The organism is Vibrio sp. SCSIO 43155, from assembly GCF_023716605.1.
In the GTDB taxonomy this organism is placed as follows: domain Bacteria; phylum Pseudomonadota; class Gammaproteobacteria; order Enterobacterales; family Vibrionaceae; genus Vibrio; species Vibrio harveyi.
The window spans coordinates 519,025-543,157 of record NZ_CP071853.1; the positions used below are offsets into that span (position 1 = coordinate 519,025).

The 24,133-nt window shown below is 44.1% G+C and carries 23 protein-coding genes; 4 read left to right on the forward strand and 19 right to left on the reverse strand.

Going from position 1 to position 24,133, the window contains the following annotated elements; all coding sequences use genetic code 11:
* Positions 1–309 precede the first annotated feature (309 nt).
* Positions 310–1,152, forward strand: a complete 843-nt coding sequence (locus J4N44_RS19440) for a helix-turn-helix transcriptional regulator (RefSeq protein ID WP_005451367.1) — start codon at positions 310–312, stop codon at positions 1,150–1,152.
* A gap of 23 nt (positions 1,153–1,175) precedes the next feature.
* Here the strand turns inward: J4N44_RS19440 and J4N44_RS19445 are convergent, their stop codons facing one another.
* Both J4N44_RS19445 and J4N44_RS19450 read right to left on the reverse strand, forming a co-directional pair.
* Positions 1,176–1,952, reverse strand: coding sequence for a PTS sugar transporter subunit IIA (locus J4N44_RS19445; RefSeq protein WP_005432062.1), 777 nt, complete (start codon positions 1,950–1,952; stop codon positions 1,176–1,178).
* A gap of 12 nt (positions 1,953–1,964) precedes the next feature.
* Positions 1,965–2,264: a PTS fructose transporter subunit IIB gene (locus J4N44_RS19450; RefSeq protein WP_005441202.1), complete on the reverse strand. Its 300-nt coding sequence runs from the start codon at positions 2,262–2,264 to the stop codon at positions 1,965–1,967.
* Positions 2,265–2,496: 232 nt separating this feature from the next.
* Between J4N44_RS19450 and J4N44_RS19455 the strand changes: the two genes are divergently transcribed.
* Positions 2,497–4,368 (forward strand): fructose-specific PTS transporter subunit EIIC, encoded by a 1,872-nt coding sequence (locus J4N44_RS19455; RefSeq protein WP_009703564.1) that lies wholly within the window; start codon positions 2,497–2,499, stop codon positions 4,366–4,368.
* A gap of 324 nt (positions 4,369–4,692) precedes the next feature.
* On the opposite strand, the gene J4N44_RS19460 is transcribed toward J4N44_RS19455, so the two are convergent.
* Positions 4,693–5,580 (reverse strand): LysR family transcriptional regulator, encoded by an 888-nt coding sequence (locus tag J4N44_RS19460; RefSeq protein WP_252045619.1) that lies wholly within the window; start codon positions 5,578–5,580, stop codon positions 4,693–4,695.
* Between the two features lie 101 nt (positions 5,581–5,681).
* Between J4N44_RS19460 and J4N44_RS19465 the strand changes: the two genes are divergently transcribed.
* A complete protein-coding gene (locus J4N44_RS19465) occupies positions 5,682–6,050 on the forward strand; it encodes a DoxX family protein (protein WP_017188669.1) in 369 nt (122 codons plus the stop codon).
* A gap of 116 nt (positions 6,051–6,166) precedes the next feature.
* Positions 6,167–7,045 carry an NAD(P)-dependent oxidoreductase gene (locus tag J4N44_RS19470; RefSeq protein ID WP_005451374.1) on the forward strand — a complete coding sequence of 293 codons (879 nt, stop codon included), beginning with the start codon at positions 6,167–6,169 and terminating at the stop codon, positions 7,043–7,045.
* A 201-nt stretch (positions 7,046–7,246) separates the two neighbouring features.
* Here the strand turns inward: J4N44_RS19470 and katE2 are convergent, their stop codons facing one another.
* The 16 genes from katE2 to J4N44_RS19550 form a co-directional block, all read right to left on the reverse strand.
* Positions 7,247–8,683 (reverse strand): catalase KatE2, encoded by a 1,437-nt coding sequence (gene katE2 / locus J4N44_RS19475; protein ID WP_252045620.1) that lies wholly within the window; start codon positions 8,681–8,683, stop codon positions 7,247–7,249.
* Between the two features lie 300 nt (positions 8,684–8,983).
* The gene (locus tag J4N44_RS19480; RefSeq protein ID WP_252045621.1) at positions 8,984–9,601 is read right to left on the reverse strand and encodes a glutathione S-transferase family protein; all 618 of its coding nucleotides are present in this window, start codon (positions 9,599–9,601) and stop codon (positions 8,984–8,986) included.
* Between the two features lie 15 nt (positions 9,602–9,616).
* Entirely contained in the window at positions 9,617–10,648 is a 1,032-nt protein-coding gene (curA, locus tag J4N44_RS19485) for an NADPH-dependent curcumin/dihydrocurcumin reductase (RefSeq protein ID WP_252045622.1), read from the reverse strand.
* Positions 10,649–10,750: 102 nt separating this feature from the next.
* Complete coding sequence (locus J4N44_RS19490; RefSeq protein WP_009697152.1) at positions 10,751–11,338, reverse strand: TetR/AcrR family transcriptional regulator; 588 nt, start codon at positions 11,336–11,338, stop codon at positions 10,751–10,753.
* Between the two features lie 50 nt (positions 11,339–11,388).
* The gene (gene yqfB, locus J4N44_RS19495) at positions 11,389–11,709 is read right to left on the reverse strand and encodes a N(4)-acetylcytidine aminohydrolase (protein ID WP_005432046.1); all 321 of its coding nucleotides are present in this window, start codon (positions 11,707–11,709) and stop codon (positions 11,389–11,391) included.
* Positions 11,710–11,863: 154 nt separating this feature from the next.
* Positions 11,864–12,250, reverse strand: a complete 387-nt coding sequence (locus J4N44_RS19500; protein ID WP_009697151.1) for a VanZ family protein — start codon at positions 12,248–12,250, stop codon at positions 11,864–11,866.
* Positions 12,251–12,252: 2 nt separating this feature from the next.
* Positions 12,253–13,560 (reverse strand): lipopolysaccharide biosynthesis protein, encoded by a 1,308-nt coding sequence (locus J4N44_RS19505; protein ID WP_050937123.1) that lies wholly within the window; start codon positions 13,558–13,560, stop codon positions 12,253–12,255.
* Between the two features lie 8 nt (positions 13,561–13,568).
* Entirely contained in the window at positions 13,569–14,600 is a 1,032-nt protein-coding gene (locus J4N44_RS19510; protein ID WP_252045623.1) for a glycosyltransferase, read from the reverse strand.
* Positions 14,600–15,430 (reverse strand): putative capsular polysaccharide synthesis family protein, encoded by an 831-nt coding sequence (locus tag J4N44_RS19515; protein WP_252045624.1) that lies wholly within the window; start codon positions 15,428–15,430, stop codon positions 14,600–14,602. The genes J4N44_RS19510 and J4N44_RS19515 overlap by 1 nt, the downstream gene beginning before the upstream one ends.
* Positions 15,431–15,502: 72 nt before the next feature.
* Positions 15,503–16,753: an O-antigen ligase family protein gene (locus J4N44_RS19520; protein WP_017188676.1), complete on the reverse strand. Its 1,251-nt coding sequence runs from the start codon at positions 16,751–16,753 to the stop codon at positions 15,503–15,505.
* Positions 16,719–17,771, reverse strand: coding sequence for a glycosyltransferase (locus J4N44_RS19525; RefSeq protein ID WP_252045625.1), 1,053 nt, complete (start codon positions 17,769–17,771; stop codon positions 16,719–16,721). Before J4N44_RS19525 ends, J4N44_RS19520 begins: the two co-directional genes overlap by 35 nt.
* Positions 17,772–17,773: 2 nt before the next feature.
* Positions 17,774–18,583: a putative capsular polysaccharide synthesis family protein gene (locus J4N44_RS19530; RefSeq protein ID WP_017188677.1), complete on the reverse strand. Its 810-nt coding sequence runs from the start codon at positions 18,581–18,583 to the stop codon at positions 17,774–17,776.
* Positions 18,561–20,756 (reverse strand): GumC family protein, encoded by a 2,196-nt coding sequence (locus J4N44_RS19535; protein ID WP_017819346.1) that lies wholly within the window; start codon positions 20,754–20,756, stop codon positions 18,561–18,563. The genes J4N44_RS19530 and J4N44_RS19535 overlap by 23 nt, the downstream gene beginning before the upstream one ends.
* On the reverse strand, positions 20,756–21,289 hold the full coding sequence (locus tag J4N44_RS19540) for a polysaccharide biosynthesis/export family protein (protein ID WP_005453398.1): 534 nt from the start codon (positions 21,287–21,289) through the stop codon (positions 20,756–20,758). Before J4N44_RS19540 ends, J4N44_RS19535 begins: the two co-directional genes overlap by 1 nt.
* A 12-nt stretch (positions 21,290–21,301) precedes the next feature.
* Positions 21,302–22,528 (reverse strand): outer membrane beta-barrel protein, encoded by a 1,227-nt coding sequence (locus tag J4N44_RS19545; RefSeq protein WP_061066257.1) that lies wholly within the window; start codon positions 22,526–22,528, stop codon positions 21,302–21,304.
* A complete protein-coding gene (locus tag J4N44_RS19550) occupies positions 22,518–23,918 on the reverse strand; it encodes an undecaprenyl-phosphate glucose phosphotransferase (RefSeq protein ID WP_005453401.1) in 1,401 nt (466 codons plus the stop codon). The genes J4N44_RS19545 and J4N44_RS19550 overlap by 11 nt, the downstream gene beginning before the upstream one ends.
* Positions 23,919–24,133 lie beyond the last annotated feature (215 nt).

Below are 24,133 nucleotides of genomic sequence, written 5' to 3' on the forward strand. Positions count from 1 at the left end.
AAAAAATGCATTTACTGGACGATTGTAACCGCCCGACTAGAGTGTGATGTAGATCGTCTACTGGATAAACTTACTGCATATCTGTGACATTATGTGGAAGTCGGTGAACCATAAGTTAAATGTGTTATTGCTCCCATATATAAGGGTTCAAAGGCTTTGTTGATGATTTGATAGACTGGAGAATTGATGCGTTAACTAGATTTTTGTAACCTTAAAATGGAAGTGTGATTTTGCTCAATAGCACAAAAATCCAGTAGGGTGTATATCTATAGGTATAGCATCATGGATGCGTGTTTAAGAGTACGTAAAATGATTTTTCATGATTTGATTTCATCAGTATTAAACGAGCGAGAACCATTCCACAATATATGGTTTGCTGGTGATTTTCATACACCCCCTGAATTTAGCTATCAGGTTAACTTCCCTCGATTAGAATTGGTCTTATCTGGTGAATATATTAATGAAATGGAAAGTCATGATCGCAAAGTGACGCATATCGTGGCGAAAACCGGTGATGCGATATTTATTCCGCCTAACTGTTGGAATAAACCTGACTGGGATACAGATTGCTCGGTATTAAGTATTCTCTTTGGTCGCCGTCAATTGGGTTTGAGTCTCGTGTCCAAACGTAAAGGGGAAGCGAGCTTTTACGATATTCAAAAACACAGTATTCAAACTCGTTCTGGATTTGCCATTGATAATATCTTGGAAGCGCTGAGTTCATTGGCTCGTGAGTGCAATAAAAAGCCAATGGATGAGTTGTTACTGCAAGCCTTGTTGCAATACGCTAAGTCGATGTTAGATGCACCTATTGAGACGCAGGCGCACAGTCGAGTGCAAGATCTGTATCAGGGCATTTGTATCTACATCCAAGAGAACTTTCACCGCCCAATCACACGTGACAGTATTGCGTCGAGGTTCAGCATCTCTTCTAACCATTTGTCGCGTTTGTTCCGTCAGCAAGGTCACATGACGTTAGCCGATTACATTACGTGGGTACGGGTAGACCGAGCGAAGTTTATGCTCAAGAAATACAACTTTAAGTTGAATGAGGTATCGGTGCGCTGTGGATTTAAAGATGTGAACTACTTCTGCCGAGTCTTTAAGAACCGCACGGGCAGAACGCCGACGGAATATCGCGGTTCAATCTAGAACAGAAATCAAAACAGTAAAGATTAAGCGAGCAGCCTCGACATGGCGTACATCAGAAGCGCCTGCAAGTCGACGCTGCTTTTTGTTAGCAGTAAACGCTCAGCCATTTGGTCGGTCAGCAGGTTACGAGTTAAGTTGGTTGCCGCGATGATGTGCTCGCGTGTAGGTTTCGCTGGCATTACTAATGCTATAGCAAGATGCACTTCACCCATTTTGGATGCCCAATCCATTGGAATCTCGTTCGCGATAACCGCGACAGAAATGTGGTCCACACCTTCGAACATAACATGGGGCAGGGCAATGCCTGGTGTTACTGCGGTTGAAGATCGTTCTTCGCGTTTGATAAAGGCGAGAATGAGTTCGTCTGGGTGAATCGGATGAATAAGCTGAGCTAGCCCTTTCAAGCACTCAAATTTGGTGAGCTCAGTGTGCGCTTTGGCGTAATGCCATTGGATTTCACACGGAGGACAAATCTGGGGAAGTCGCTCTGCAAGTTGGCTTGAGAACTCGTAATTAATGTGGGAGCCCACAACGGTAAAGTTCTCAGCAATGATGTCTTTGATAACGAAACAGGCAAGCTCGGCATCAATACCGATGGCAGTGATTTGGCACAGGTCGCCTTGCTGCAAGCCGACCTGCAAAACCGCGACTGACTTGGTGAGTTCAGCGATGCGGTTTTGCGTTATGTTTATGATGTGTATGGTGCTTTTGAACTTTTTGGCGACGCGATTGAGGGGCTGCGCTACGTGAGCACTGGCATTAATATCGTCGACAAAAAAGGTGATTTGGTATTCGTTCATCAGCACAGCGTATCATCGACAGTGCACGAGGAACACTTTATCGACATTGAGTAACACATCTTCAATTGGGATTTGGACTTTGTTGGTGCCTTCAAAGCGGGCTGGTTGTTCAATCTCAATATCGGACACAATTAAGACACGATCCGCCTGTGCAATGTCGTGGGGAGTGAGCTGATTCTCAATACCCATCGCACCTTGCGTCTCGACCTTAATTTGTACGTTATGCTTAGGCGCAGCTTTCATTAGAGCATCTGCCGCCATATAAGTATGAGCGATGCCTGTAGGGCACGCTGTCACCGCTACGATTTTCATGTTCTATCCATTTTATTTTTTGTGGATTTTAGCATAGTGGTCGACGAAAGAATGGATTTAAAGCAGATAATCGCAAGAGCTCTATCACAGTTTAAATCTCATGTTACATTAATCCAGTTAATGCACTTTTTATCCTGTATTGAAAAGAGAAAGTGTTGGTTACTCTGTACACAGTCATAGATGGAACAAATAACTCATGACTCACGAGCGTGAACATTGCAAGGTACAAACAATGGACATATTAAACCTTATTGAGCCGGAAACCATTTGCTTGGATTTGCAGGCTCAAACCAAAGATGAAGCGCTCAAAGAGCTCGTCGAATTGTTGGACGCGGCGGGCAAGCTCACTAGCAAAAGTCAGTTCTTGGCGGACATTTGGAAACGAGAAGAGATTGGCAATACCGGCTTTGACGAGGGTATTGCCATTCCTCACGCCAAAAGCAATGCGGTCGCAAAACCCGCAGTTGCAGTGGGCATCAGCCGCAAAGGGATTGATTACGGTGCTGATGATGGCGAACTGTCTGACGTATTTTTCATGCTGGCTTCTCCAGATGGGGATGATCATCACCACATCGAAGTCTTGGCACAAATCTCCACTAAAATCATTGAAGATGGTTTCGTCAATAAGTTAAAAGCGGCGAAGTCAGTGGATGAAGCGCACGAACTACTCACTGACATTCAGTCGAACGCAAACGACTCAGGTTTAGATCCTCTGGAATTCGCATCTGAACCCCTTAGCCCTTGGGCACAAAAGCTGAGCAGAATGAAAGAGCACTTGCTGTTCGGCACTTCACATATGATCCCGTTTATTGTCGCGGGCGGTGTATTGCTATCTCTCTCTGTGATGATCTCAGGTCATGGTGGGGTTCCGAAAGAAGGCATTCTGGCTGATATCGCCAAAATGGGTATTGCTGGTCTGACACTATTTACCGCGGTATTAGGTGGTTACATTGCCTATTCGATCGCTGATAAGCCTGGTCTTGCTCCGGGAATGATTGGATCTTGGATTGCGGTTAGTCATTACAACACTGGCTTCTTGGGCGCGATTGTCGTCGGATTTTTCGCCGGCTTTGTGGTTTGGCTACTGAAGAAGATTCAATTGCCGGACAGCATGAGCTCCCTCGGCTCGATTTTTATCTACCCACTGGTTGGTACGTTTGTCACCTGTGGCGCTGTGATGTGGGTGATCGGCTCACCGATCGCCAGCGCAATGACAACCATGAACGATGTGCTCACGGGTATGGCGGGCTCAGGCAAAGTGATGTTGGGCACCGTGCTGGGTGCAATGACGGCGTTTGATATGGGCGGTCCTATCAACAAAGTGGCGACTTTGTTTGCTCAGACTCAAGTGAATACTCAGCCGTGGTTGATGGGTGGTGTCGGTATCGCGATTTGTACCCCGCCTTTGGGTATGGCGTTAGCAACTTTTCTATCGCCAAGTAAGTTTAAACGTGATGAACGTGAAGCGGGTAAAGCCGCGGGCATCATGGGTATGATTGGCATCAGCGAAGGAGCAATTCCGTTTGCGGCGGGTGACCCAGCTCGCGTACTGCCTGCGATTGTTGCTGGTGGTATCGTCGGTAACGTGATTGGGTTTATGTTCCATGTCATTAACCATGCTCCGTGGGGCGGCTGGATTGTGCTGCCAGTTGTGGACGGCAAGATTGGCTACATAGTTGGCACAGTTGCAGGCTCGCTTACTACAGCACTGATTGTTATCGCGCTTAAGAAGACGGTAACGGAAGACGATAGCTCAGTCGGTCAATCTCAAGCTTATACATCTGTGCAAGGCGAGGGCGAAGCAGACATTCTTGCTGTGACGTCTTGTCCATCAGGTGTGGCGCACACCTTCTTAGCTGCGAAGTCACTAGAGAAAGCCGCCTGTGCGTTAGGCATTAAGATCAAGGTCGAAACGCAAGGTGCGAACGGCATCATTAACCGAATCACTGACAAAGATATCGCCAAGGCGAGGTTTGTAATCTTCGCTCACGATGTCGCCATCAAAGAGCCAGAACGATTCAGAAAAATGAAGGTGCTGGATGTCAGCACTAAAGACGCGATGCTCAATGCAGCAGCACTGTTGCAGGCGAAAAGAATCCCTTAAGTACATATCCCCAAGTAACCTCGATATGCATGGTTCAGCGAGAATGATTTGGTTTTCAGGCGAGGCGACGATTTGAAGTTCTAGGGTGCTAAATCAAAAATCGTCAACAAAGTATGCAAACCAAATCAACTCGCCCTTCGGGAGCTTGTCACTGAAGCGATTTCTTTGTCAAACATCTTGGAAATAGATCACTATTACGCTGCGATGTTTTCCTCGAACTCGAGTCAGTGACCAAGCTCTGAATACTGCATCTTGAAGTCACTTGGGGATAATCCCAACTAAGGCTATCTGCTCGTTAGCTCCATCATTTTTGATGGAGCTTTTTTATGCCTGCGAAAAGTGCTGCACTAAGAAATCAATAAAAGTGCGAATGCGCTGAGGTTGGTACTCACTATCTTTGTAAACCAAGTACATTGGTAGCTTAACTGATTGATATTGCGTTAGTACTTGAATCAGTTCACCGTTGTTAAGCTCTTGTTCTACCATCCATTTTGGCATTGCAGCGATGCCTTGCCCAAGCTTTGCCATTTGCACCAGCATCTCAGGACTGTCACTTCGAACCTGCTCTTTCACTTTGATTTTAATGGCTTCATCACCATCGCTAAAACGCCACAAGTTAGACGGATTGGAGAGTGAGTAGGTTAAGCAGCAGTGCGTACTCAAATCGTTAGCACTAAGAATAGGGTCGCGCTTGTCTATGTAACTTGGAGAGGCGAAGTAAACCAATTCGTTATCCATCAACCAACGCGCTTTTAAACCCGAGTCTTTTAGGTAGGCGGCACGAATCGCGATATCAACATTGCCTTCAACTAAATCGACAAACTTGTCCGAAACCGACACATCAACGCTAAGCTCTGGATGTTGGTTGAGAAACTCATTCAGTGGCGCAGATAACAAGCGAACGCTAAACGCACTCGGCACTGAAAGCTTGAGCTCGCCAGAGACCGACGCTTGTTCTTGTCTAAGCTGCGACTCGAAGGAATCCATTTGTTCTGTGAGTGTCTGCGCCAGCTCGAGATATTGCTTTCCACCAGAAGTTAAGCTGATAGCGCGAGCATGACGATGAAACAAGGTGATGCCGACTTCACTCTCAAGCCAAGCGATCTTCTTGCTCACCGCGCTCTGAGTGGTATTGAGCTCATTGGCGGCCGAGGTAAATGAACCTAACTGAGCGACACGAGAAAAGACTTTCAAACAATCAAATTTATCCATGATGCATTCCTGTTTGGAATGATAAGTAGCTAAATACTACTCTCCTTAAGTTTTAAGTGGAATGCTTTAATACTTCCATTATCTGTTCGGGAGTTAAAATTATGGTGTTGATTCAAGGGTTGTTAATCGCGTTTTTCTTGTTTGCCAGTTCGATCAAAATCATCGGTTGGGTGAAGCCGATTTTTGAGCCACAGCTTGCTTTCTTTCATAAATATGAATTGAACCGTGCCGCTATGTTTTTGGTTGGAATGATTGAGGCTACGGGAGCAATTTTGATGTTAATTGGCTTGTTATCGGCGAACAACTTGTTAAGTGCGATAGGTGCAAGTTTTATTGTTTTCACCTCAGTTGGTGCGATGTTTTTCCATTTTCGTTTTGATACTTGGAAAGATGCGATTCCGTCTATTGTGACGCTTTTATTGTCACTTTTGGTAGCTTCGCCGTTGATTGAGTTTGTTGCGCTTATTTAAGACGAAATTATTGCAAGTAATGTTCTGAAATCTTTAGTAACATGTTTCAAATATTAACTGTTTCAAATAGTAATAGTTTCAAAACGTCACTTATTTCGAATTCAAGGAGGCTTGCAATGGAAAAACTAAGAGTAGCATTTATTGGTCTGGGTGTGATGGGATACCCAATGGCTGGTTACCTAAGTAAAGCGGGCTATGAAACCAAAGTATACAACCGCACAAAGGCGAAAGCTGACAAGTGGGCTGAAGAATACCAAGGCGTGGCTTGTGAAACACCACGTGAAGCGGCAGAAGGCTGTGACATCGTTTTTACCTGTGTGGGTAATGATGATGACGTTCGTAGCGTTGTTTACGGTGAAGAAGGCATTCTGGTCGGCTTGAAAGCGGATGCAGTGTTAGTGGACCACACGACGACTTCTGCAGATCTAGCGGTAGAACTGGCTGAAGCGTGTGTTAAATACGGCAATCACTTCATTGATGCGCCAGTTTCTGGTGGTCAAGCAGGCGCAGAAAATGGTGTCCTAACCATCATGTGTGGTGGTGAACAAAGCATTTTTGACCGTGTGTCTCCAGTGATGGATGTGTACGCGAAGCAGATGACACTACTGGGTGAAAACGGTCAGGGTCAACGCTGTAAGATGGTAAACCAAATTTGTATTGGTGGCGTTTTACAAGGTTTGAGTGAAGCTTTGCTGTTGGCACAAAAATCAGGCTTGGACATCGCTCAAGTTGTAGAAACGTTGAAGCACGGCGCTGCAGGTTCATGGCAGATGGAAAACCGCGCAAATACGATGGCGGAAGATAAGTTCGATTTTGGCTTCGCTATTGATTGGATGCGCAAAGACTTGGGTTTCTGTCTGCAAGAAGCAGAGCGAGTGGGTCTAGAACTTCCACTGACGAAGAAAGTGGATGAGCAATACGCAGACCTTCAGCGTGATGGCTTAGGTCGCATGGATACATCAGTACTGATCAAAGCGGTCGCTAAAAATCAGTAGTTGATGAATCAGTAATAGATAAACAGTTCTTTGGTATCAAAGAGCTTAAAGAAATCTAAGTTAATCATAATGAATCTCCTTGAGTATGGTTGTGATTAGTGACCTGTGATTAAGGATTAGTGATTTGAAATCAGGAGGTGCTGTAGAGCACCTCCTTTTTTATGTCTTTTAATCACACAGTGTGATGATTACAGCGTTCGCTTACTTGTTTAAGCCTAGTGCAATCTCAAGACCTTTGCCGTACGCTTCGTCCGCTTGGTATGCGTGTTGAACGTGGCGCTGTTGGATGAACTCTGGCACACCGTCCATTGCGCGAGCTGTGTTGTCGAACAGAGTTTGACGTTGCTCTTCGTTCATCAGACGGAATAGGTCACCCGCTTGGCTGAAGTAGTCTTCGTCTACACGGTGATCGTAGTGATCAGCGTTACCATTGATGCGTAGAGGTGGCTCAGAATAATCTGGTTGCTCTGCCCATTCTTGTTTGTAGTTTGGCTCGTAACCCAGTGTTGAACCAAAGTTGCCATCAACGCGCATTGCGCCATCGCGGTGGTAGCTGTGAACAGGGCAACGAGGTGCGTTCACAGGGATTTGATGGTGGTTCACACCTAGGCGGTAACGTTGAGCATCGCCGTAAGCGAACAGACGACCTTGTAGCATCTTATCTGGAGAGAAGCTGATACCAGGGACTACTGCTGCTGGGTTGAACGCTGACTGCTCAACTTCTGCGTAGAAGTTTTCTGGGTTACGGTTCAGTTCAAACTCACCAACTGGGAGCAGTGGGTAGTCTTTTTGAGACCACACTTTTGTTAGGTCGAATGGGTTGAAGTTGACTTCATCCGCTTCTAGCTCAGGCATGATCTGTACGTACATCTTCCATTTAGGGAAGTCTTGACGCTCAATCGCTTCGTAAAGGTCACGGTGATGGCTTTCGCGGTCTTTACCGACGATCGATTCTGCTTCTTGGTCAGTTAGGTTTTTGATGCCTTGCTGAGTTTTGAAATGGAATTTCACCCAGTAACGCTCGTTTTCTGCGTTGATAAAGCTGAATGTGTGGCTACCAAAACCATGCATGTGACGGTAAGAAGCTGGGATACCACGGTCGCTCATTACGATAGTCACTTGGTGGAATGCTTCTGGCAGTGATGTCCAGAAATCCCAGTTGTTGGTAGAGCTACGCATGTTAGTGCGAGGGTCGCGTTTTACTGCGTGGTTTAGGTCTGGGAATTTTAGCGGGTCACGTAGGAAGAATACTGGTGTGTTGTTACCAACCAAGTCCCAGTTACCTTCTTCAGTGTAGAATTTTAGTGCGAAACCACGGATATCGCGCTCTGCATCTGCTGCACCGCGCTCACCAGCTACGGTCGTGAAGCGAGCGAATAGTTCTGTTTTTTTACCGATGTCAGAGAAGATTTTCGCGCGAGTGTATTTTGTAATGTCGTGCGTTACAGTGAACGTACCGTAAGCACCAGAGCCTTTTGCGTGCATACGACGCTCTGGGATCACTTCGCGGTCAAAGTGCGCTAATTTTTCAAGGAACCAAACGTCTTGTAATAGTTGAGGGCCACGAGGACCAGCAGTCATAACGTTTTGGTTATGGGCGACAGGGCAACCTGCTGCTGTAGTCAGTTTTTTGCTCATTTGATTTTCCTTGCAATATAGTGATTATTTATCGACTTTTCGGCAACTGCTCGAAAGTTATGCAAGGAGAATAGCGCTGCAACTGAGAATAAAAAAACTGTTATTAGCAATCAGTGTGATAGGTATCACCTATGCTTTAAGTGCTTGTTAAACAATGCCTTTGTGTCAATTAACATTATTTGTCGTATGGATTAAAGGTTGTTCTTGAATATGGCTTATATGAATAATTTCTGTCTATTTCAATTAAATCGGAAATAGACAGAAACTTAGGCTACTCAGCGCAGATTGGCAGTCATTAAGTTAGCCATACTTTACTTCTAGCTCTTCAGCTTTGTGGAATGCTGGATGAGTGGCAAGCTGTGCACCATAGCGTTGAATGTTAGGGAAACGCTCAATAACGCCAAACTTGTTTAGGATGTCGACAATAAACGACATCATGAAATCCGCGCCTGTTAGCCGCTCTTCAATAAAGTAGGTTTTTCCTTCAAGGCTTTGATCAACGTAACCCATGACTTTCATGGTTTCCGCATCTGCATAGTCAGCTAGGAAATTTGTTTGCGCGCCATCTTTTGCGACAAACATTTTGAGAAGCAATGGAACCATGGCTGAGCTCTCTGCAAAGTGCATCCATTGAATGTATTGCGTGTAAGCTTTGCTGCCACGTTCTGGTGCAAAACGCCCGTCCGCGTACTTCTCAATTAAGTATTCAGTGATGGCACCAGACTCTGTAACGATCTCGTCGCCATCTTCCAATACGGGTGACTTGCCGAGTGGGTGAATGCTCTTGAGCTCAGGCGGAGCAAGAAAGGTGACGTTGTCACGAAGATAGGGTACGACCTCATAATCTACGTCCAGCTCTTCTAGTAACCAAATGATGCGTTTTGAACGAGACTGGTTTAAGTGATGCAGTTTAATCATAGAAGAATCCTTTTCTTATACAGGTTGATTAGTTTTAATAACAAGTTTGCCGAAGTTTTTGCCTTCCAGCAGACCGATGAATGCTTCTGGCGCATTTTCTAAACCTTCCACTAAATGCTCACGGTAGTGGATTTTGCCTTCCGTTAGCCATTGGCTTACATCTTTCACGAAATTTGTGTAGCTTTGCTCATAGTGATCAAAAATGATGAAACCTTGCATCTTGATGCGTTTGACCAGGATGTTGCCCATCAACATCGACATACGATCGGGACCTTCTGGTAACGCTGTCGCGTTGTATTGAGAAATCAAACCACAAAGTGGCACGCGAGCGCCGACATTTAACAGAGGTAACACGGCATCAAAGACTTTACCGCCTACGTTTTCAAAGTAGACATCGATACCTTTGTCGCATGTTGCTGCTAGTTGCTCTGCAAAGTCATCTGCGGTGTGATCAAGACAATCATCAAAGCCTAGGGTCTCTTTTGCGTACTGACACTTCTCTGCGCCGCCTGCGATACCGATTACACGACAACCTTTTAGCTTACCGATTTGACCAACCATAGAACCGACCGCACCGGTTGCAGCAGCGACAACTAAGGTATTACCAGCTTTAGGCTGACCAATTTCCAATAAACCCACATAAGCGGTAAAGCCAGGCATACCAAGCACACCAAGGGCATAAGAAGGATGCGTCGGCTCACTGCCTAATTTAAACAGACCTTCGCCGTTAGATAGCGCGTAATCTTGCCACCCTGTGTAAGCCACTACCCATTCGCCTGCTTGGAAGTCAGAGTTCTTCGATTCCACCACCTGACAAACGGTTCCGCCAACCATCACATCGTTTAGTTCAACAGGATCTGCGTAGGATTTTCCTTCATTCATACGGCCGCGCATATATGGGTCAAGAGACAGGTACACGCTACGTAAAAGCACTTCACCCTCACTCGGAGTAGGGATGGCAGTTTGTTCTAAACGGAAGTTCTCTGGGACAGGCAAACCTTTTGGACGGTTAGCCAATACGATTTGACGGTTGAGCGTTTGGGTCATGGTAAGTTCCTATATTAATTATTAGACCAGTCGTCTAGTTTTGATTCCTAAAAAATCCGCCGTACTTTTTGGGTAAAAATAAGGCGGATTAAGTGTGGTTCGTTATTTGCCTTTTAGCATACTTTGAGTGCTCTCAAAGCTGCGTATTAAGCCGGAACGATCCTGATACAGTTTGTTGAGTAAGCTTGCACCAATCCATTGATGATAAATCAGGTGGGCGGTTTGTTCTGCTGATTCAACTTGGATAGAGCCGTCTTCAATGCCCGCTTGGACACAATCTTCGATGGCTTTCACCACTTGAGTGGCACCCGAAGCCAGTCTTACACGCATTGCTTCTGAAAGATCAGAAACTTCCGCGCTCAACTTCACCACCAAGCATTTGTTGGCATTACATTGACCATTTTCAATCGCCATCCAGCGCTCGAAGTAGCTCAACAGGCGCTCGGAACCAGAGCCTTCACTTTCAGTAAAGTGGGCTGTGATCATTTTAAGGTAGCGAGAGAAGTAATCTTCAATCAATGCCTCACCAAATTGCTCTTTCGACTTGAAGTAGTGGTAGAAAGAGCCTTTCGGCACATCCGCTACCTTTAATAGTTCTGAGAGTCCAACACTGGTAAAACCTTTGGTCACTACCAACTGGTAGCCGACATCAAGAATGTGTTGGCGTGTATCGTTCGTTTTTGCATTCATGACTAATACTATAAAAGCGATTAGACCAGTCGTCTAGTAATTTGTAAATCTTACTTGATCAGTTCGTATTCAATCACATACAGCTCATCGATATTTGGGTAGATCTCACGGATAAGTTCTTTCAGTTTTGGCAGTTCAATCGCTTCTTGCTCTGCGTGGAACTCATTGATGTCATCAAACTTCAGTGGTGCTACTGACAGGATTTTAATGTCGCATACCTTGCGATCTGTTTCCAAGGTAAACACTTCCACTTCGGTATTGGGCACGTAGTGGCTTTCTGATTCATCACGAATCGTGATTGTCTTTTTACCTGCAGTGATAAGTGGTGTTAGGAATTCAAAGAAGGTGATTTTAGTTGGATGTGAAGACATAACCGATGCTCATATTAATGTAATAGGGCGAGAGTATATCTCGCCCTTTAAGAAAAATATCCAAAAAAGTGCTCACCAAAGACGCCTATGTAGAGTCGCTATTTCGAGGTGTATAGTTTGTCGCTTTAGAGTGTTGAGTGCGCCGAAAATATTATTATTTAACAATGAGTTTTATAAGTTTGGCACAGAAGTAACCTAATATAATACCGATCCAATTAGTGCTTAAGTCATCAAAACTGAAGGAGCGAGTTGCGATAAACAATTGGCTGAACTCCTCTAAAGAGACGATAAACAATAGGACGATCAGTAACCGAATACCAAACATGTCCGCATTTGTTGCTGTCACCCATTTAGGGAAGTTAAACACGGCTAGAAAACCAATCAAAAGGCTAAAGGTAAAATGTAACGTACTTGAGCCGCCGACATAATTCTCTAGATTTTGGTACGTGGCATGACTGATATCAGAACTCTTCCAAAGCGATAGAGAAATCGTCAGTAGTAACACTCCGATAAAGCTAATTCGTGCAATCGTATTTGTCATATTTACCCCACAGGAAAAAAGCCAAGATAACGTTTCACGAAGTAGAGTGCGGCTAAGTTTTGGATTGCTAAACCTATCGCCATTGCCCAAGCTGCACCTAATACGCCGTACCATTGAGAGAGCGTGACCAGTAATGTAATGGAGATGACACCAGACACGATAGTGATGTATTTCATGGTCTTTTCATGTCCACTCATAAGCAATAAAAACCCAACTGAACCTGTTGCTACATTCACTAGTTGCCCTAGCGACAATGCAACGAGTAAGGGCGCAGCTGCAGTAAACTCTTTGCCAAACAGTTGCATAACAAACTCAGGAAAGGCGACGCACACAACCACGGGAATCATTGCTGCTCCAATATTTGCACGGCATGCCAAACGACTAAGGCTTTGCAGTCGATCTCGTTTTCCTTCCTTATAGAGTGAAGCAAACATCGGAGCGACGACGAAGTTAATTGTGACTAACACAAAGCCAATGAGTAATGAGGTGCGTTGTGCTGCAGCGAGTAAGCCAAGATCGGAAGTTGCGAGAAAGAAACCCGCAATGACCAAGCTGCCCCATTGAACCAAATTGGAAAAGATGCTGCCAAACCAAACTTGTTTTGCTGAATAGGTTAGCTCGGTATTTTTCTCCGTTTTCCCATGACTATATTGATCAGACTTAAGCCATTTGATGCTCGATTGGAGAGCGACAGCCCCTGTTGCTATGACGAGTAAAATCATAAGGAGATCTGCATCAATTGAGTAAGCTCTCTGAGCCACTAATACCAGCGCAACCATAAAGAAGCTCACGCCGAGTTGTAACGCAAATAGCGAGGGGACAACTCGTCTAGAGGCTTGCAATACTCGGCTATTTGTCTGCCCAATAACGAGTAATGGGATCGACAACAAAGCAAGTGCCAGTGCAGCGTCGGAAACGCCAGTTGTGTTTACGTGTTTAGGGAAAAAGTTGAATGCCAAGTAGATAAAAGTACACGCTGCTACACTAAACAACAGACTTCGTGCTAGCGCGATACGGTAGTTGTTGCTCTGTTCCTCACTATTGTTATTCGAGAAACCAATAGCGTTGTACTTAACAAGCGAAACATCAAATCCTAACTGAGAAATAATGGCAGTGAAGTAAGCGAGATTAAACAAAAAGAAAAACTGCCCTGATGTCGATGCATCTGTGACTCGGGAAACGATGAGCGTTAAAAGAAACGCAAAACCAGCACTCAGAACACGGGTAACTGCGGTTTGAAAGCCGAGGGAAAACAGACTTTTTTCCTTGTTCTGAGTGGCTGCGCGCTTTTGTTGTAGTTGTTGAAGCATTTGATCCTCTAGCTGTAAATGCTGATTAGCGCGATTCGTTGTTTTTCTTCACTAAATGTTTCATTGAGCTTCTTTGAGTACTGATTGAAGTCAATATCGTGGTAGTGATTAATGCAATGGGTGATTTGTTTTGCCATCTCTTGTGGACCTTGTGCCAAGAAAGGGTAGTTAAGATCTTTGGTGGCACCGATAGAGCGAATGACCATAGGTAAATGCAGCTTCGCCGCTTCAAGAATGGTCAGCGGCATACCTTCCCAAGCAGCAGTATGTAAGTACAAATCCGAAGTTTTGAGTAGGCTAACGACTTCATCTCGTGGAATCATGCCCGTGACTTTAATACCTTGTGCACGTAACTGATCTTCAAGCTCTCTCTCGCCGCCACCAATCCAAGTGATATCAATATCATGTGCTAACTCAGCCTTTTTGATTTGACCGAGTGTATCAAGCAAGAACTGAGGATCTTTTTGTGGAGCGACTCGTCCTAGAATGACCAATTTCAGTTGAGTTTTGTTAGTATTTGGACTGCGCTCTTCGCTACCATAGGTTACGTAGTTATTGAGTAACTCAGCGCGCTTAGCGCCTATGCTGATGGCTAAATCGCATTCGCGTTGACTGCACCCAGCAACAACATCGATTTTTTTAAGCGCGATTTTTTCTAACGTCTTGTAAATCTGTTTGGCAAAATTGGAAATGTCTTCACGTTCAAATGCATAACAGTGGGGCGTGTAGATAAGGCGAGCATGACCGAGCTTTAAGAATCGACCGAGGAAGCCCGCTTTACTTGAGTGCAAGTGAACAAAATCTGGCTTGAGCTCCGCAATGAATGCGTTTGCGTCCTTCATGAATTGCAATAAGTTGCCCTCTACCCATTTTGTGTGGCTAAAGACATGGTTGCTTGATTCATTAGTCATATCATTTGAGCGAGCACGAGCAAGCAATGAATGCTCGAATGCTTCGCTACGCGAAGAGTGAACGTAGCTGTAGAGTGCTGTTTGAACCCCACCGCCAAAAGCTTCGGTTATGTGCAGTACTTTCTTCATTATGCTTTGGTCCCTGGAGTTTGCTTCCACTTGTTCTTAAATGCTGCACGCTCTTGCTCTGAGTAAAGGTGACGATAAAGAGGAAGATCGTACATGTAGAAAAGCTTGGAGAAGTCGTAACGCTCTTTGAAGTACTGATGGATATTGGAATACCACTTGTTTTTTGCTTCGTTGCTGTTTTTAAGAATAAAATCATCAAGCTGAAGAAACTCACCGATCTCTTTATCAAGGGAGCTCAGCTGTTCGCATTTAATTAGAATGACACTCGCCTTTTCATTACTGAATGTATAAAAAGGTTGAGTGTTATCAATCTCTTGGCGAAGTACATCGATGTTGAAGTTACGTTTAAGCTCGTTATCGAACCAGTTAGCAAAATAATTAAGGTTAAGGTAGTTATCGAAGCAATGCTCTAAATGTTTGTAAGTCACATCCATATCGCGATGAATAGCGTCGTTTTTCTTGCCTTCGACGAATTGAATATGCAGGTCTTGGAAAAAGCGGGAGAAAACCGTTGCAATTGGATCACGTACCAGAGTCACAATCTTGATGTTGTCGCGCTTTTGTAAGATGCGTTTTCTTTTGTTGAGAACAAGGCGATACATGGTGCGGTTTTTAAAGTCGAAGAATTTACTCACATCTTTTTTATTGTGGTACATCTGGAACTCTTCGTGATCATCAAACGTGTGGATGTGGTAGCTCGGAATTTTACGCTCACCCAAAGTATGCTCAATAGACGACGAACCGACTTTACCCATTTGGTAAACCAGCACGAAATTGTCTGCTTGAAGTTCTCGGTTTTTCTCAAATTGTCGAGAGATTGAATATTTCATTTATCCTATCCTTGATAGCTTTAAATTGTTTGCTCTTCGCCATTTCTATTTGTTGGTTGGTGGCGAAATCAGTTAATTGGGTTTTGAATCATGAGCAGGTTGAGAGTGGAACTCTGCCGAAACGGTTGTCTCTTGCTGGAGGTTATAATGCCTTGCTTTACTGATCATGACGGGTAGTAAAAGTATTAAAATGATGGTGGTATTCACGGCGACAAAAAACACCATGATTAGAGCGTAGATTGCGAGTAGGAAGCTCTTTCTATTCTCTTCCAATGAGTTGAAACAGCCCTTCATAAAGTGCACATAACCACCAAATAACAACAAAATGCCTAATAGCCCGTATTCGATAGAGGTATCTAGAACAAAGTTGTGGGTGTAAATCGCTAACTCATCGTAGTTAAAGTAGTTGATCATGTAGTGAGGTAACATCTTTGCTCCGACACCTAAAATTGGATATTGAAGCAAGATGTCTAACCCGTTTGCCAAGAGCAATTTACGGTGTAAATTGGAGACCCAACGCGCTTCACTTTGGTTGGCAAATAGGATGTCTTCTTGAGTAATTTCGAGCTTGTCTGCAAGCTGGTCAAAACCCACGTAAAGCGTTGTTGATACGACGAAGAAGATGACCAAACTTACCCCAATCAGAACAGTCCAAGTGTAGGTCTCACTGATGGTTTGTCGTACTAATCGCTTGATCACCAGTTGATCCATAAAAACCAACAAACAAAAACCGAGCAACGCTTTTCTCTCTTGAGAAAGAACCAGTAGTACGAATGCAAATAGCATTAATAGGGGAAAGGCGCGGATTTTGTCTCTGTAAAGGTAGAGTAGGGAGCAGAGAACACCGAAGGCGTACTTACTCACGCCCAATAGCTTGAATCCACTCTGGTAGCCTTGTGAGAAGTGCCACAGCGCAACAAGAGAGCAAATCACCAGTAAGCTGTATGTAAAATAGACCATGATTCGGTCGTCGTTAAAGACACCGTAGGCGTAAAGCAAACACAGCAAACTTAATATGGCAACCCATTGAACTGTCTCCGTAACCAAAGGCATAAATGGGACACGATTAAGAAGTCCATTGACAAAAACATAGCTGGTAAACAGTAATAAGAAGCCCATGCGAGGATGTAGCAATGCATGGGTCTTACCTTCCAGTATGATAAGAGCCACCAAACCGATCGAGAGCAAGCTTGCAATATCGGAAGGCGCGAGTACGAGGCTACCTGCTCCCACTTTAAATGGTGCGAAAAAGAGGGAGAGCGTAATTGCTGCCAGTAATGAGATGCGACTACTTACTGGTGCAGAGTTGCTGGTAAAGTCCATAGTAACCGTCTCGGAATTTGTCGATGGTGTATAACTTGGCGCGATTAACTGAGTACTCGCTTGCTCTGTTGTACATTTCTTGGGTGGTGCAAAGTTGAGTTAATTTGTGGGCAAGTTGCTTTGAATCTCCCAGATCAAACAGGTATTCGCTGCTGCCCATGACTTCATCTAATCCAGGTACGTCAGAAGACAATACTGGCAAACCTGCTGCCATCGCCTCAACCGCAGCTAAACCGAAGCCTTCCACTTTAGAAGACTGGACGTATACGTCGATGTCGCTCAGGAATGACGGAATATCAGAGATGATGCCGTGAAAATGAACCCTTTCGGCAATATTGAGTTGATGACTAAGAGACTGTAGTTCGGTGCGTTTACTGCCATCTCCCGCTAAGTGAAGCTCATAATTGGTCGGCATTAGGGCAGTCGCACGAATCAAGGTTTCATGGTCTTTATGCTCATGCAGTCTTCCGACCATACCGATATTAATAACTGGCTTTTGTAGCACTGAACTGGCGGACTTTGCGACCATTGGAAAACGTTCGAGATCAACGCCATTGTGTACAACACGATATTTGTGTTGGTAGTGAGGCATGAATTTCACGAGCTCTTCTTGCACTTTTTCACTGATGCTAACAGTAAGGTTATGACCTCTGTAAAGCAGGTGTTCCATGAATTTGAATAGGGGGTAGTCACGGCGGCGGTTATAAGAACAATGCTCGGTTTGAATTCGTTTTTTCCCCACAGCTAATAGCGCGAGATAGATGGAAGGATATAGGTGACCATGAACTAAATCAGGCCAACGCAACAGTGACCACTTTTCTTTTAGTGAAAGCGTTTTCCAGTTACAACATTCGATGCCTTGAGCAGATAACAAGTCCAGATAGTCGTTGTCATCGCACAATACAAGAATCTTTATATCGTATTGAGGTGCGTGTTCCATCACAAGATCCACAAGGAATTTTTGCGCGCCCCCATTTTTGGATAAGTCATTGATGATATGAAGTATTTTTGTTTTCATAATTAGGCAGATAAGTAATCTTTTTTGAACTTTTCGATCTCAGATGCAGAAAAGAAATGCTTAGTGAATTTAGAAGTGAGCATTTCTTCAATGAGCGCTACTTTGGGATGAAAAGTACGTTTAAATTCAACAAGAAGAGGGGAGTACCACTTGTTATCGGCTTGGTTGTCATGCTGCACCTTTACTTCTTGTTGTAAAAAGGTGCTAATTGCTTTTTGTGACTGATCGAGTTTATCGACACGAACAACCATAAGAGAGAAGTTGTCCTTTTGGTAAACTTGATATCCAAGCTCATGATCAAAAGGGTGTGTAAACACGTCGATGCCAGTGAGTGGCTTGATTTCATTATCAAACCATTCCAATGGATATTGATGGTTTACATGCTCCTCAAAAGCTTCATGTAACAATTGAGAACGTTCAGAGCGTACTGCACTGTCATCGTTTAAGTACTTTGCCGCCATCCAGAATGGTAGGGATTGGAAGAACATAGATATGTTTCGACCAATCGGCTCACGCACTAAAGAAATGATGCGGACTTGTTTCTTACGCTTGAGCATGCGACTCATGATCAAGCGCTTTAATAAGCGCTTGATGTAGTTAGTCGCAGGGTTATGCAGTTGTGCACGAACTGGAGATATCTGTTTTTCTGCATCGATAGACATCAGATCGTGTAGATGAATCGATTTTGGAATCGATTTCTCCAACGCGCTCGACCCCACTTTTCCCATTTGATAAATCAGTACCGGGCTGTCCTGCTCCTTTAACAGTTGGTACCACTGCATGCTAAGGCTAATAGGCGTACTGCTGGACATAATTCGCTTCTCCTTCCTTTGATTTTGCCTGAGTAATCAGAACGCCAAGCGAAGGAACTGAGTGTTGAATTTGTTTAGATAGCGCTGCGTTAACCAATGATGCCTTGGTCGATTCTGATCGGATTACCGTAATTAATCCGTTTGCTTTCTTACCTAGAATGAGTGCATCGCTCACTGATAGCAGTGGAGGCGTATCAATAATGATGCGGTCGTATTTCCCCTTGAGGTATTCGATCAATTTGTCGAAACGATCGGATGCCAACAACTCTTGTGGGTTTGGTGGAATAATCCCTGCAGGCAATACATCTAGATTCGCCTCCTCGCTGCGAACAATACACTCACTTAGCGATGTATCCATCGTAAGGATATTGGTGAGTCCAGGGCTCGACTCCGAGATATTAAAACGTTTGGCGATCGATGGTCTGCGTAAGTCGCAATCGATGATCAAGACTTTCTCCATGGTGGAAAAAGACACTGCCATATTGATGCTCGTTGATGTTTTGCCTTCTTCTGGAATAGCTGAAGTGAAAGGGAGCACTTTCTGTTTCGAGTTTGTTAATCTGAGCAGGAGAGAGGTTCTGACCGAGCGGCAGGCTTCGCTGAACAGTTTCTCATCTTTGTCGAGATAAGCTGTATAGCTCACCCCACCTTTGCGTAGATTACGCTTTTTCACTCTTGGTATTGTGCCTAGACAGGTGACACCCAGCTTTTCTTGTACATCTGAAGAAGTACGAATCACTTCACGCAATGTTTCTAAAATGATGACAAGCGCACAGGCAATAGCAAAACCAAAGAAGGTTGCAATTAACACCAGCTTCATACGTTGTGGCGCAATTGGGAAAAGCGGAATGATTGCTGGATCAGTAAAACGCGCAGTGACGTTTTTGTAATCGCTAGTGGCGCTGGTCTCTTTCTCGCGGTTCAAAAACGCTTCATACAAATCTTTGTTCGATTCGACCTCTCGCTTCAGTTGCTCATACTTGGCTTTTTGGGAGCCTAACATTTGGAAATCTGACTTTTTGCTGTCTAATTCCGCGCGAAGCATATCTTCTTGCGCTTTCGCTGCGAGTAAGTCTTGTTGTTTGCTGAATGAGATTTCGCGAATCAGCTGTTGAGTTCGGGTGCGAATTGAATCTAGCTGAGCCCTAGCTTGAACCATACGGTCATGCTTTGGTCCATAGCGTTGAGAAAGCTCAGAGACATTTTTCTCAGCTTGAGCTTCAGAAAGTTTAAGATCGCGGATCTGCGCTTGGTTTGCAAATTCGTCGATAGACAGAAGGCTATCTAAGTCTTGTGAAGATTTACGCTTCAAAAGGTCGATCAGAGTCTGCGCTTCAATACGGTTATTAATCGCGGCATTTAACTTGCGGCTTAGCTCTTCGAGTTCACTGGCGTAGATATCATCAATACCATTGATATCAATAAGACCTTCTTGCAATAAGAAGTCTTGTAGCGCTTGCTCAGACGTTCTCAAGCGTTGTTCTAGCTTTTGTGAGTTATTGGTCAACCAAGTCGCTGCGTTTTGAGTAATTACTAACTTGGCTTCGAAGTTGGTATCGATGTATGCCTGACCGACGGCATTCGCAATCTTGGTAGCAAGCTCGGGATCAGTAGAGCGAAAGCGAATTTTCACTAGCTGAGTGTTACGTACAGGTTCGATCTCTAGCTTCTCTTTGAATGCTTGAAGAGCTTGGTAGTATGGCTTTGCATGCTGTTGAGTTTCTTCAGGGTTTGGAGACACTCGTAACACATCTTGTACTAGTGGGATGGACTTAATCTCATCGATTTTCTGCTCAAATCTACTTGACCCTGTGAACTCAGGGTGCTGGGTTAAGTTAAGCTGAGTAATCACTTTGTCGGCAATGTGATTTGATTTAAGAATGGCGATTTGAGTTTGAAAGTACTCTTTTTTAGTGGTGTCCACGCCGTACACTTCTTCAATTGAGAGTGCACTTTTTTGCTCTTCTTGAATAAGAAGGGTAGCAGTGGCTTGGTATACCGACTTTTTCGAATAGATATACCAAGTGCAAGTGAGAGAAAAGATGATGGTAAACGCTAGAATGCTTAACCAGTTCTTTTTAAGTGTTCGGTAGTGATGCCCAAAACGAATCAACTCGATGCGATTGGAAGAAGGATGAGTAGAATGAATTCCGTTCATTGAATTGCCTGTCATTAGAAGAAGCTCTGATCGATAAATACAATGTCGCCAGGCTCTACCGAGCGCTGCATGTTGACGCTTTCAACAGTTTTACCTGTTGCATGTTGGGTAAGGTTGATACTTTTTCTTGATGCTCGGTCGGTCAAACCACCGGCTAGAGCGATCGCTTTTTCTATGGTGAGCCCTGGTTGATATTCAAACCCACCTGGTTTTCTTACTTCACCGTTCACATAGAAAAGTCGAAAGCTGTTGATTGTGACCATGACTTTAGGGTTAATGAGGTAATCACCTTTTAGCCCGGTTTCTATTTCGTATTTCAGCTGTTTTGGTGTTTTGTTGATCGCCTTGATGCGTCCTAGGTATGGGTAATCGAAGTAGCCATCTGACGTAATTAGGATGTTTTTTATCGTCAGATCTTCTTCGCCATACACTTGTACAGAAATGGTATCGCCTGTATCGAGCAAATAATCTTGCTCACTGGTATTTGCCGAAACAAAGGCGCTAAATAGAACCAGCGTTAAGCCAAGCAGCGTTGTTAAAAGGTTCATTGATATTCCTTGTTATAAAGAGAATCGGGCACTGATAGACCAAACGTTTTGGTCAAAACTATAGCCCTGCAAGTTGGAGTTTTTATCTTGATAGCGCCAATCTGCCTTAAGTAGTACCCAGCGCTTAATTTGATAATCCACACCTGCGGACAAGGCGTAGCGATCCTCGTTACGTGTGACGCCGGTATAGTCATCTTGCTGATAGAGTGCTTCTAAACGTGTGGTTAAGTAGCTGTTCCAATCTTGCTTGAGCGCTAGCGTATAACGAGTTTGCAAGTTGTAATCGCCATCCTGATCTGGGCTAACCGCAGCTTGAGTCGTCTTTAAGGTCAGGAGCGTGTGTTCCTGTGGTTGCCATTCCAATCCGATATCCCAACTAAATCCCTCGAAGGTTTCTCTTTGATGGCTATCGAAGTCCTTTATTTGGTAACCCAATCGCGCGATACCTTGTGTTTTCCCCGTGACTTCCCACTGAGCACCGGTGTAATAGAAGCCCGAGTGATTATCTTTGGAAGGTACATTTGGATTATCTGTTTGATAATCTGTTAAGGTTTGTTTTGTTCCGATTAACCAATAAGTCCTGGGTGTGGCGCGCAAATAAAATTCGAGATGCGCGCTCGGCGCTCGAAAGTCGTTGTATTTGGTTTTAGAGTCAGGCTTTCCTGGCAGTCCATCACGGTAGTTCTGATAGGTTTTATCTTGGTAACCTATACCAAACTCAAACCGTCCTTTTGAACCGTCAGAGCCCAATATGTAATTGGATCTGAAAACATTGCGATGAAACTCCAACGGATCGGTAATTTTGTTTCCTTGCCCCTCAGTAAACTCTTCACCTTTTTCTTCATGCTGAGCGCGAAATTGGTAATCCAAGACCAAGCGGTTACGATGATTAAACTCAAAGAAGTTAGTGAATTGAATAAGATGATCATCGTAATCATTTTGTTCATCAGAGGAGAAGCCCGCGCTTAATTTATAAAGCAAGTCTGCACGGTATTGATTGCGTTCAATCTTTGTTAATAGGCTTGGCTCAACACCCCAAATATTTACTGATTCAACGTTTTCACCTTGGTCAGCTTTCGCAATGTTGTCATTGCCTTCATAAAACACGCCTACGGTAGGAATAAACTCAATGCCTGATTCGGTTCTGTAAGCCATCGGTTCTGCCATTGAAGCAGCAGAGCTTAGTGCTAGAACAACCCCCAAGTACGTCTTTTTTATCATGATCGACTTAGTACGCATTTGAACCTGTAAATCCTTTGAATATCGTCAGGAAGATGATTTTGATGTCCATCCAAACTGACCATTGGTGGATGTAATCCAAATCGAACTCGACACGCTTTTCCATTTTATCGAGTGTATCGGTCTCACCACGGTAGCCATTGATTTGTGCCCAGCCTGTGATGCCTGGTTTTACTTTGTGTCTTAGCATGTAACGGTCGACGATTTGGCGATATTCCTCATTGTGTGAAACCGCATGCGGACGCGGACCGACAATCGACATCGTGCCTTGCAGAACATTGATAAACTGGGGCAGTTCATCAAGAGAAGTGCGACGTAGGAACCCACCAAATGGTGTAATGCGAGGATCGTTTTTGGTGGCTTGTTTTACGTCGTTCCCTTGCTCCATCGTGGTCATTGAACGGAACTTCCAAACTTCAATTTTTCTGCCATCCAATCCGTAGCGGAATTGCTTAAAGATAACCGGACCTTTAGATGTAGCTTTAATGCCGATAGCAATTGCGAGTAGGATTGGTGAAATAAGAAGCAAGATAATGCTTGATAAAACAATATCTTCTAGACGTTTTACCCATGATGAAATACCAGCGAAAGGTGTATCGAAAACGCTGAGTGTTTGAACTTGACCTATTTGATCCCAACGAGAGTGCAGTAAGTTATAGGTAAAGAAATCAGGGATAAGGTAAGTGTTCGCCGTGGTGTCTGAAAACTGAGTCAGGAATGATGCAATACGCTCGTTAGCGTGCATTGGCATAGCGATATAAACGTAATCCACTTCACCGCGTTTAGCTCGTTCTAAGGCTAGCCCAACATTGCCTTTTATTGGGTATTCGGATTCTGGCAATCGGTCTTTAGAGCGCTCATCGTAGAAACCATCAAATAAGACACCATGCTCTGTGTGGCTTTCTAGTTCATTTGCAAGTGTTAAACCGTGTGGCGTTTGACCAATAATAATTGCAGTTCTAGTGTTGTAGCCCATCTTTCTCATGTATGCCAAGACCGCACGAAACGCAACGCGCCAAGAAAGAAGTAGTACTGGTGTAATTAAGAACCAAGATGCAAGAATGTAGCGCTCGAACAAGACATGTACTTGAGAAAAGTACAGAACCATAAACAGGAAGGTGCAGGTCACTAACCATGAAATGCACAGGATAAATATTTGTTCTTTAAATGAACTGGTGCGCCAAGAACGATATAGCTTTCCGCTCTCAGCCATGATGAGGAAAGAAACGCTGCCTACGAAAGATAGGATAACGTAATCTTTGTAGAGTGACGTGTTGGCATCTTTGACAACCAAAAACAGCATAAACGAGACGATGACTACGAGATCAGAGATGCGGTATAAAAATGCGAATTCCATCTCATGAGAACGTATGAGTCCTTTGTGTTTCATAACCTAATTTCCCTTAAGACACGCTACCGCCATTGGGTGTCGTTTCCCAATATCCGTGTCGTTAACGCTTTTTAGTGATAAATAAAATGTGTTTGTCGGTGACCGCAGAAAACCGATCTATCAATCACCATAATTCGGAAATTAGTTTAAAAATTCGCTCTGTTTAGGTAAGTGGAAATAAGAATGAAATTTAGACCTTCGGCTAATATTGGCAG

What these genes read in the sequence shown, in the direction of transcription:
- J4N44_RS19550 (WP_005453401.1), bottom strand. Translation starts at nt 23,918, where the DNA reads ATGAAACACAAAGGACTCATACGTTCTCATGAGATGGAATTCGCATTT.
- J4N44_RS19525 (WP_252045625.1), bottom strand. Translation starts at nt 17,771, where the DNA reads ATGAAAACAAAAATACTTCATATCATCAATGACTTATCCAAAAATGGG.
- J4N44_RS19460 (WP_252045619.1), bottom strand. Translation starts at nt 5,580, where the DNA reads ATGGATAAATTTGATTGTTTGAAAGTCTTTTCTCGTGTCGCTCAGTTA.
- J4N44_RS19515 (WP_252045624.1), bottom strand. Translation starts at nt 15,430, where the DNA reads ATGAAATATTCAATCTCTCGACAATTTGAGAAAAACCGAGAACTTCAA.
- J4N44_RS19535 (WP_017819346.1), bottom strand. Translation starts at nt 20,756, where the DNA reads ATGACAGGCAATTCAATGAACGGAATTCATTCTACTCATCCTTCTTCC.
- J4N44_RS19505 (WP_050937123.1), bottom strand. Translation starts at nt 13,560, where the DNA reads ATGCTTCAACAACTACAACAAAAGCGCGCAGCCACTCAGAACAAGGAA.
- J4N44_RS19545 (WP_061066257.1), bottom strand. Translation starts at nt 22,528, where the DNA reads ATGCGTACTAAGTCGATCATGATAAAAAAGACGTACTTGGGGGTTGTT.
- J4N44_RS19510 (WP_252045623.1), bottom strand. Translation starts at nt 14,600, where the DNA reads ATGAAGAAAGTACTGCACATAACCGAAGCTTTTGGCGGTGGGGTTCAA.
- J4N44_RS19480 (WP_252045621.1), bottom strand. Translation starts at nt 9,601, where the DNA reads ATGATTAAACTGCATCACTTAAACCAGTCTCGTTCAAAACGCATCATT.
- J4N44_RS19450 (WP_005441202.1), bottom strand. Translation starts at nt 2,264, where the DNA reads ATGAAAATCGTAGCGGTGACAGCGTGCCCTACAGGCATCGCTCATACT.
- J4N44_RS19465 (WP_017188669.1), top strand. Translation starts at nt 5,682, where the DNA reads ATGGTGTTGATTCAAGGGTTGTTAATCGCGTTTTTCTTGTTTGCCAGT.
- J4N44_RS19490 (WP_009697152.1), bottom strand. Translation starts at nt 11,338, where the DNA reads ATGAATGCAAAAACGAACGATACACGCCAACACATTCTTGATGTCGGC.
- J4N44_RS19500 (WP_009697151.1), bottom strand. Translation starts at nt 12,250, where the DNA reads ATGACAAATACGATTGCACGAATTAGCTTTATCGGAGTGTTACTACTG.
- J4N44_RS19520 (WP_017188676.1), bottom strand. Translation starts at nt 16,753, where the DNA reads ATGGACTTTACCAGCAACTCTGCACCAGTAAGTAGTCGCATCTCATTA.
- curA (WP_252045622.1), bottom strand. Translation starts at nt 10,648, where the DNA reads ATGACCCAAACGCTCAACCGTCAAATCGTATTGGCTAACCGTCCAAAA.
- J4N44_RS19440 (WP_005451367.1), top strand. Translation starts at nt 310, where the DNA reads ATGATTTTTCATGATTTGATTTCATCAGTATTAAACGAGCGAGAACCA.
- J4N44_RS19530 (WP_017188677.1), bottom strand. Translation starts at nt 18,583, where the DNA reads ATGTCCAGCAGTACGCCTATTAGCCTTAGCATGCAGTGGTACCAACTG.
- J4N44_RS19445 (WP_005432062.1), bottom strand. Translation starts at nt 1,952, where the DNA reads ATGAACGAATACCAAATCACCTTTTTTGTCGACGATATTAATGCCAGT.
- J4N44_RS19540 (WP_005453398.1), bottom strand. Translation starts at nt 21,289, where the DNA reads ATGAACCTTTTAACAACGCTGCTTGGCTTAACGCTGGTTCTATTTAGC.
- J4N44_RS19470 (WP_005451374.1), top strand. Translation starts at nt 6,167, where the DNA reads ATGGAAAAACTAAGAGTAGCATTTATTGGTCTGGGTGTGATGGGATAC.
- katE2 (WP_252045620.1), bottom strand. Translation starts at nt 8,683, where the DNA reads ATGAGCAAAAAACTGACTACAGCAGCAGGTTGCCCTGTCGCCCATAAC.
- J4N44_RS19455 (WP_009703564.1), top strand. Translation starts at nt 2,497, where the DNA reads ATGGACATATTAAACCTTATTGAGCCGGAAACCATTTGCTTGGATTTG.
- yqfB (WP_005432046.1), bottom strand. Translation starts at nt 11,709, where the DNA reads ATGTCTTCACATCCAACTAAAATCACCTTCTTTGAATTCCTAACACCA.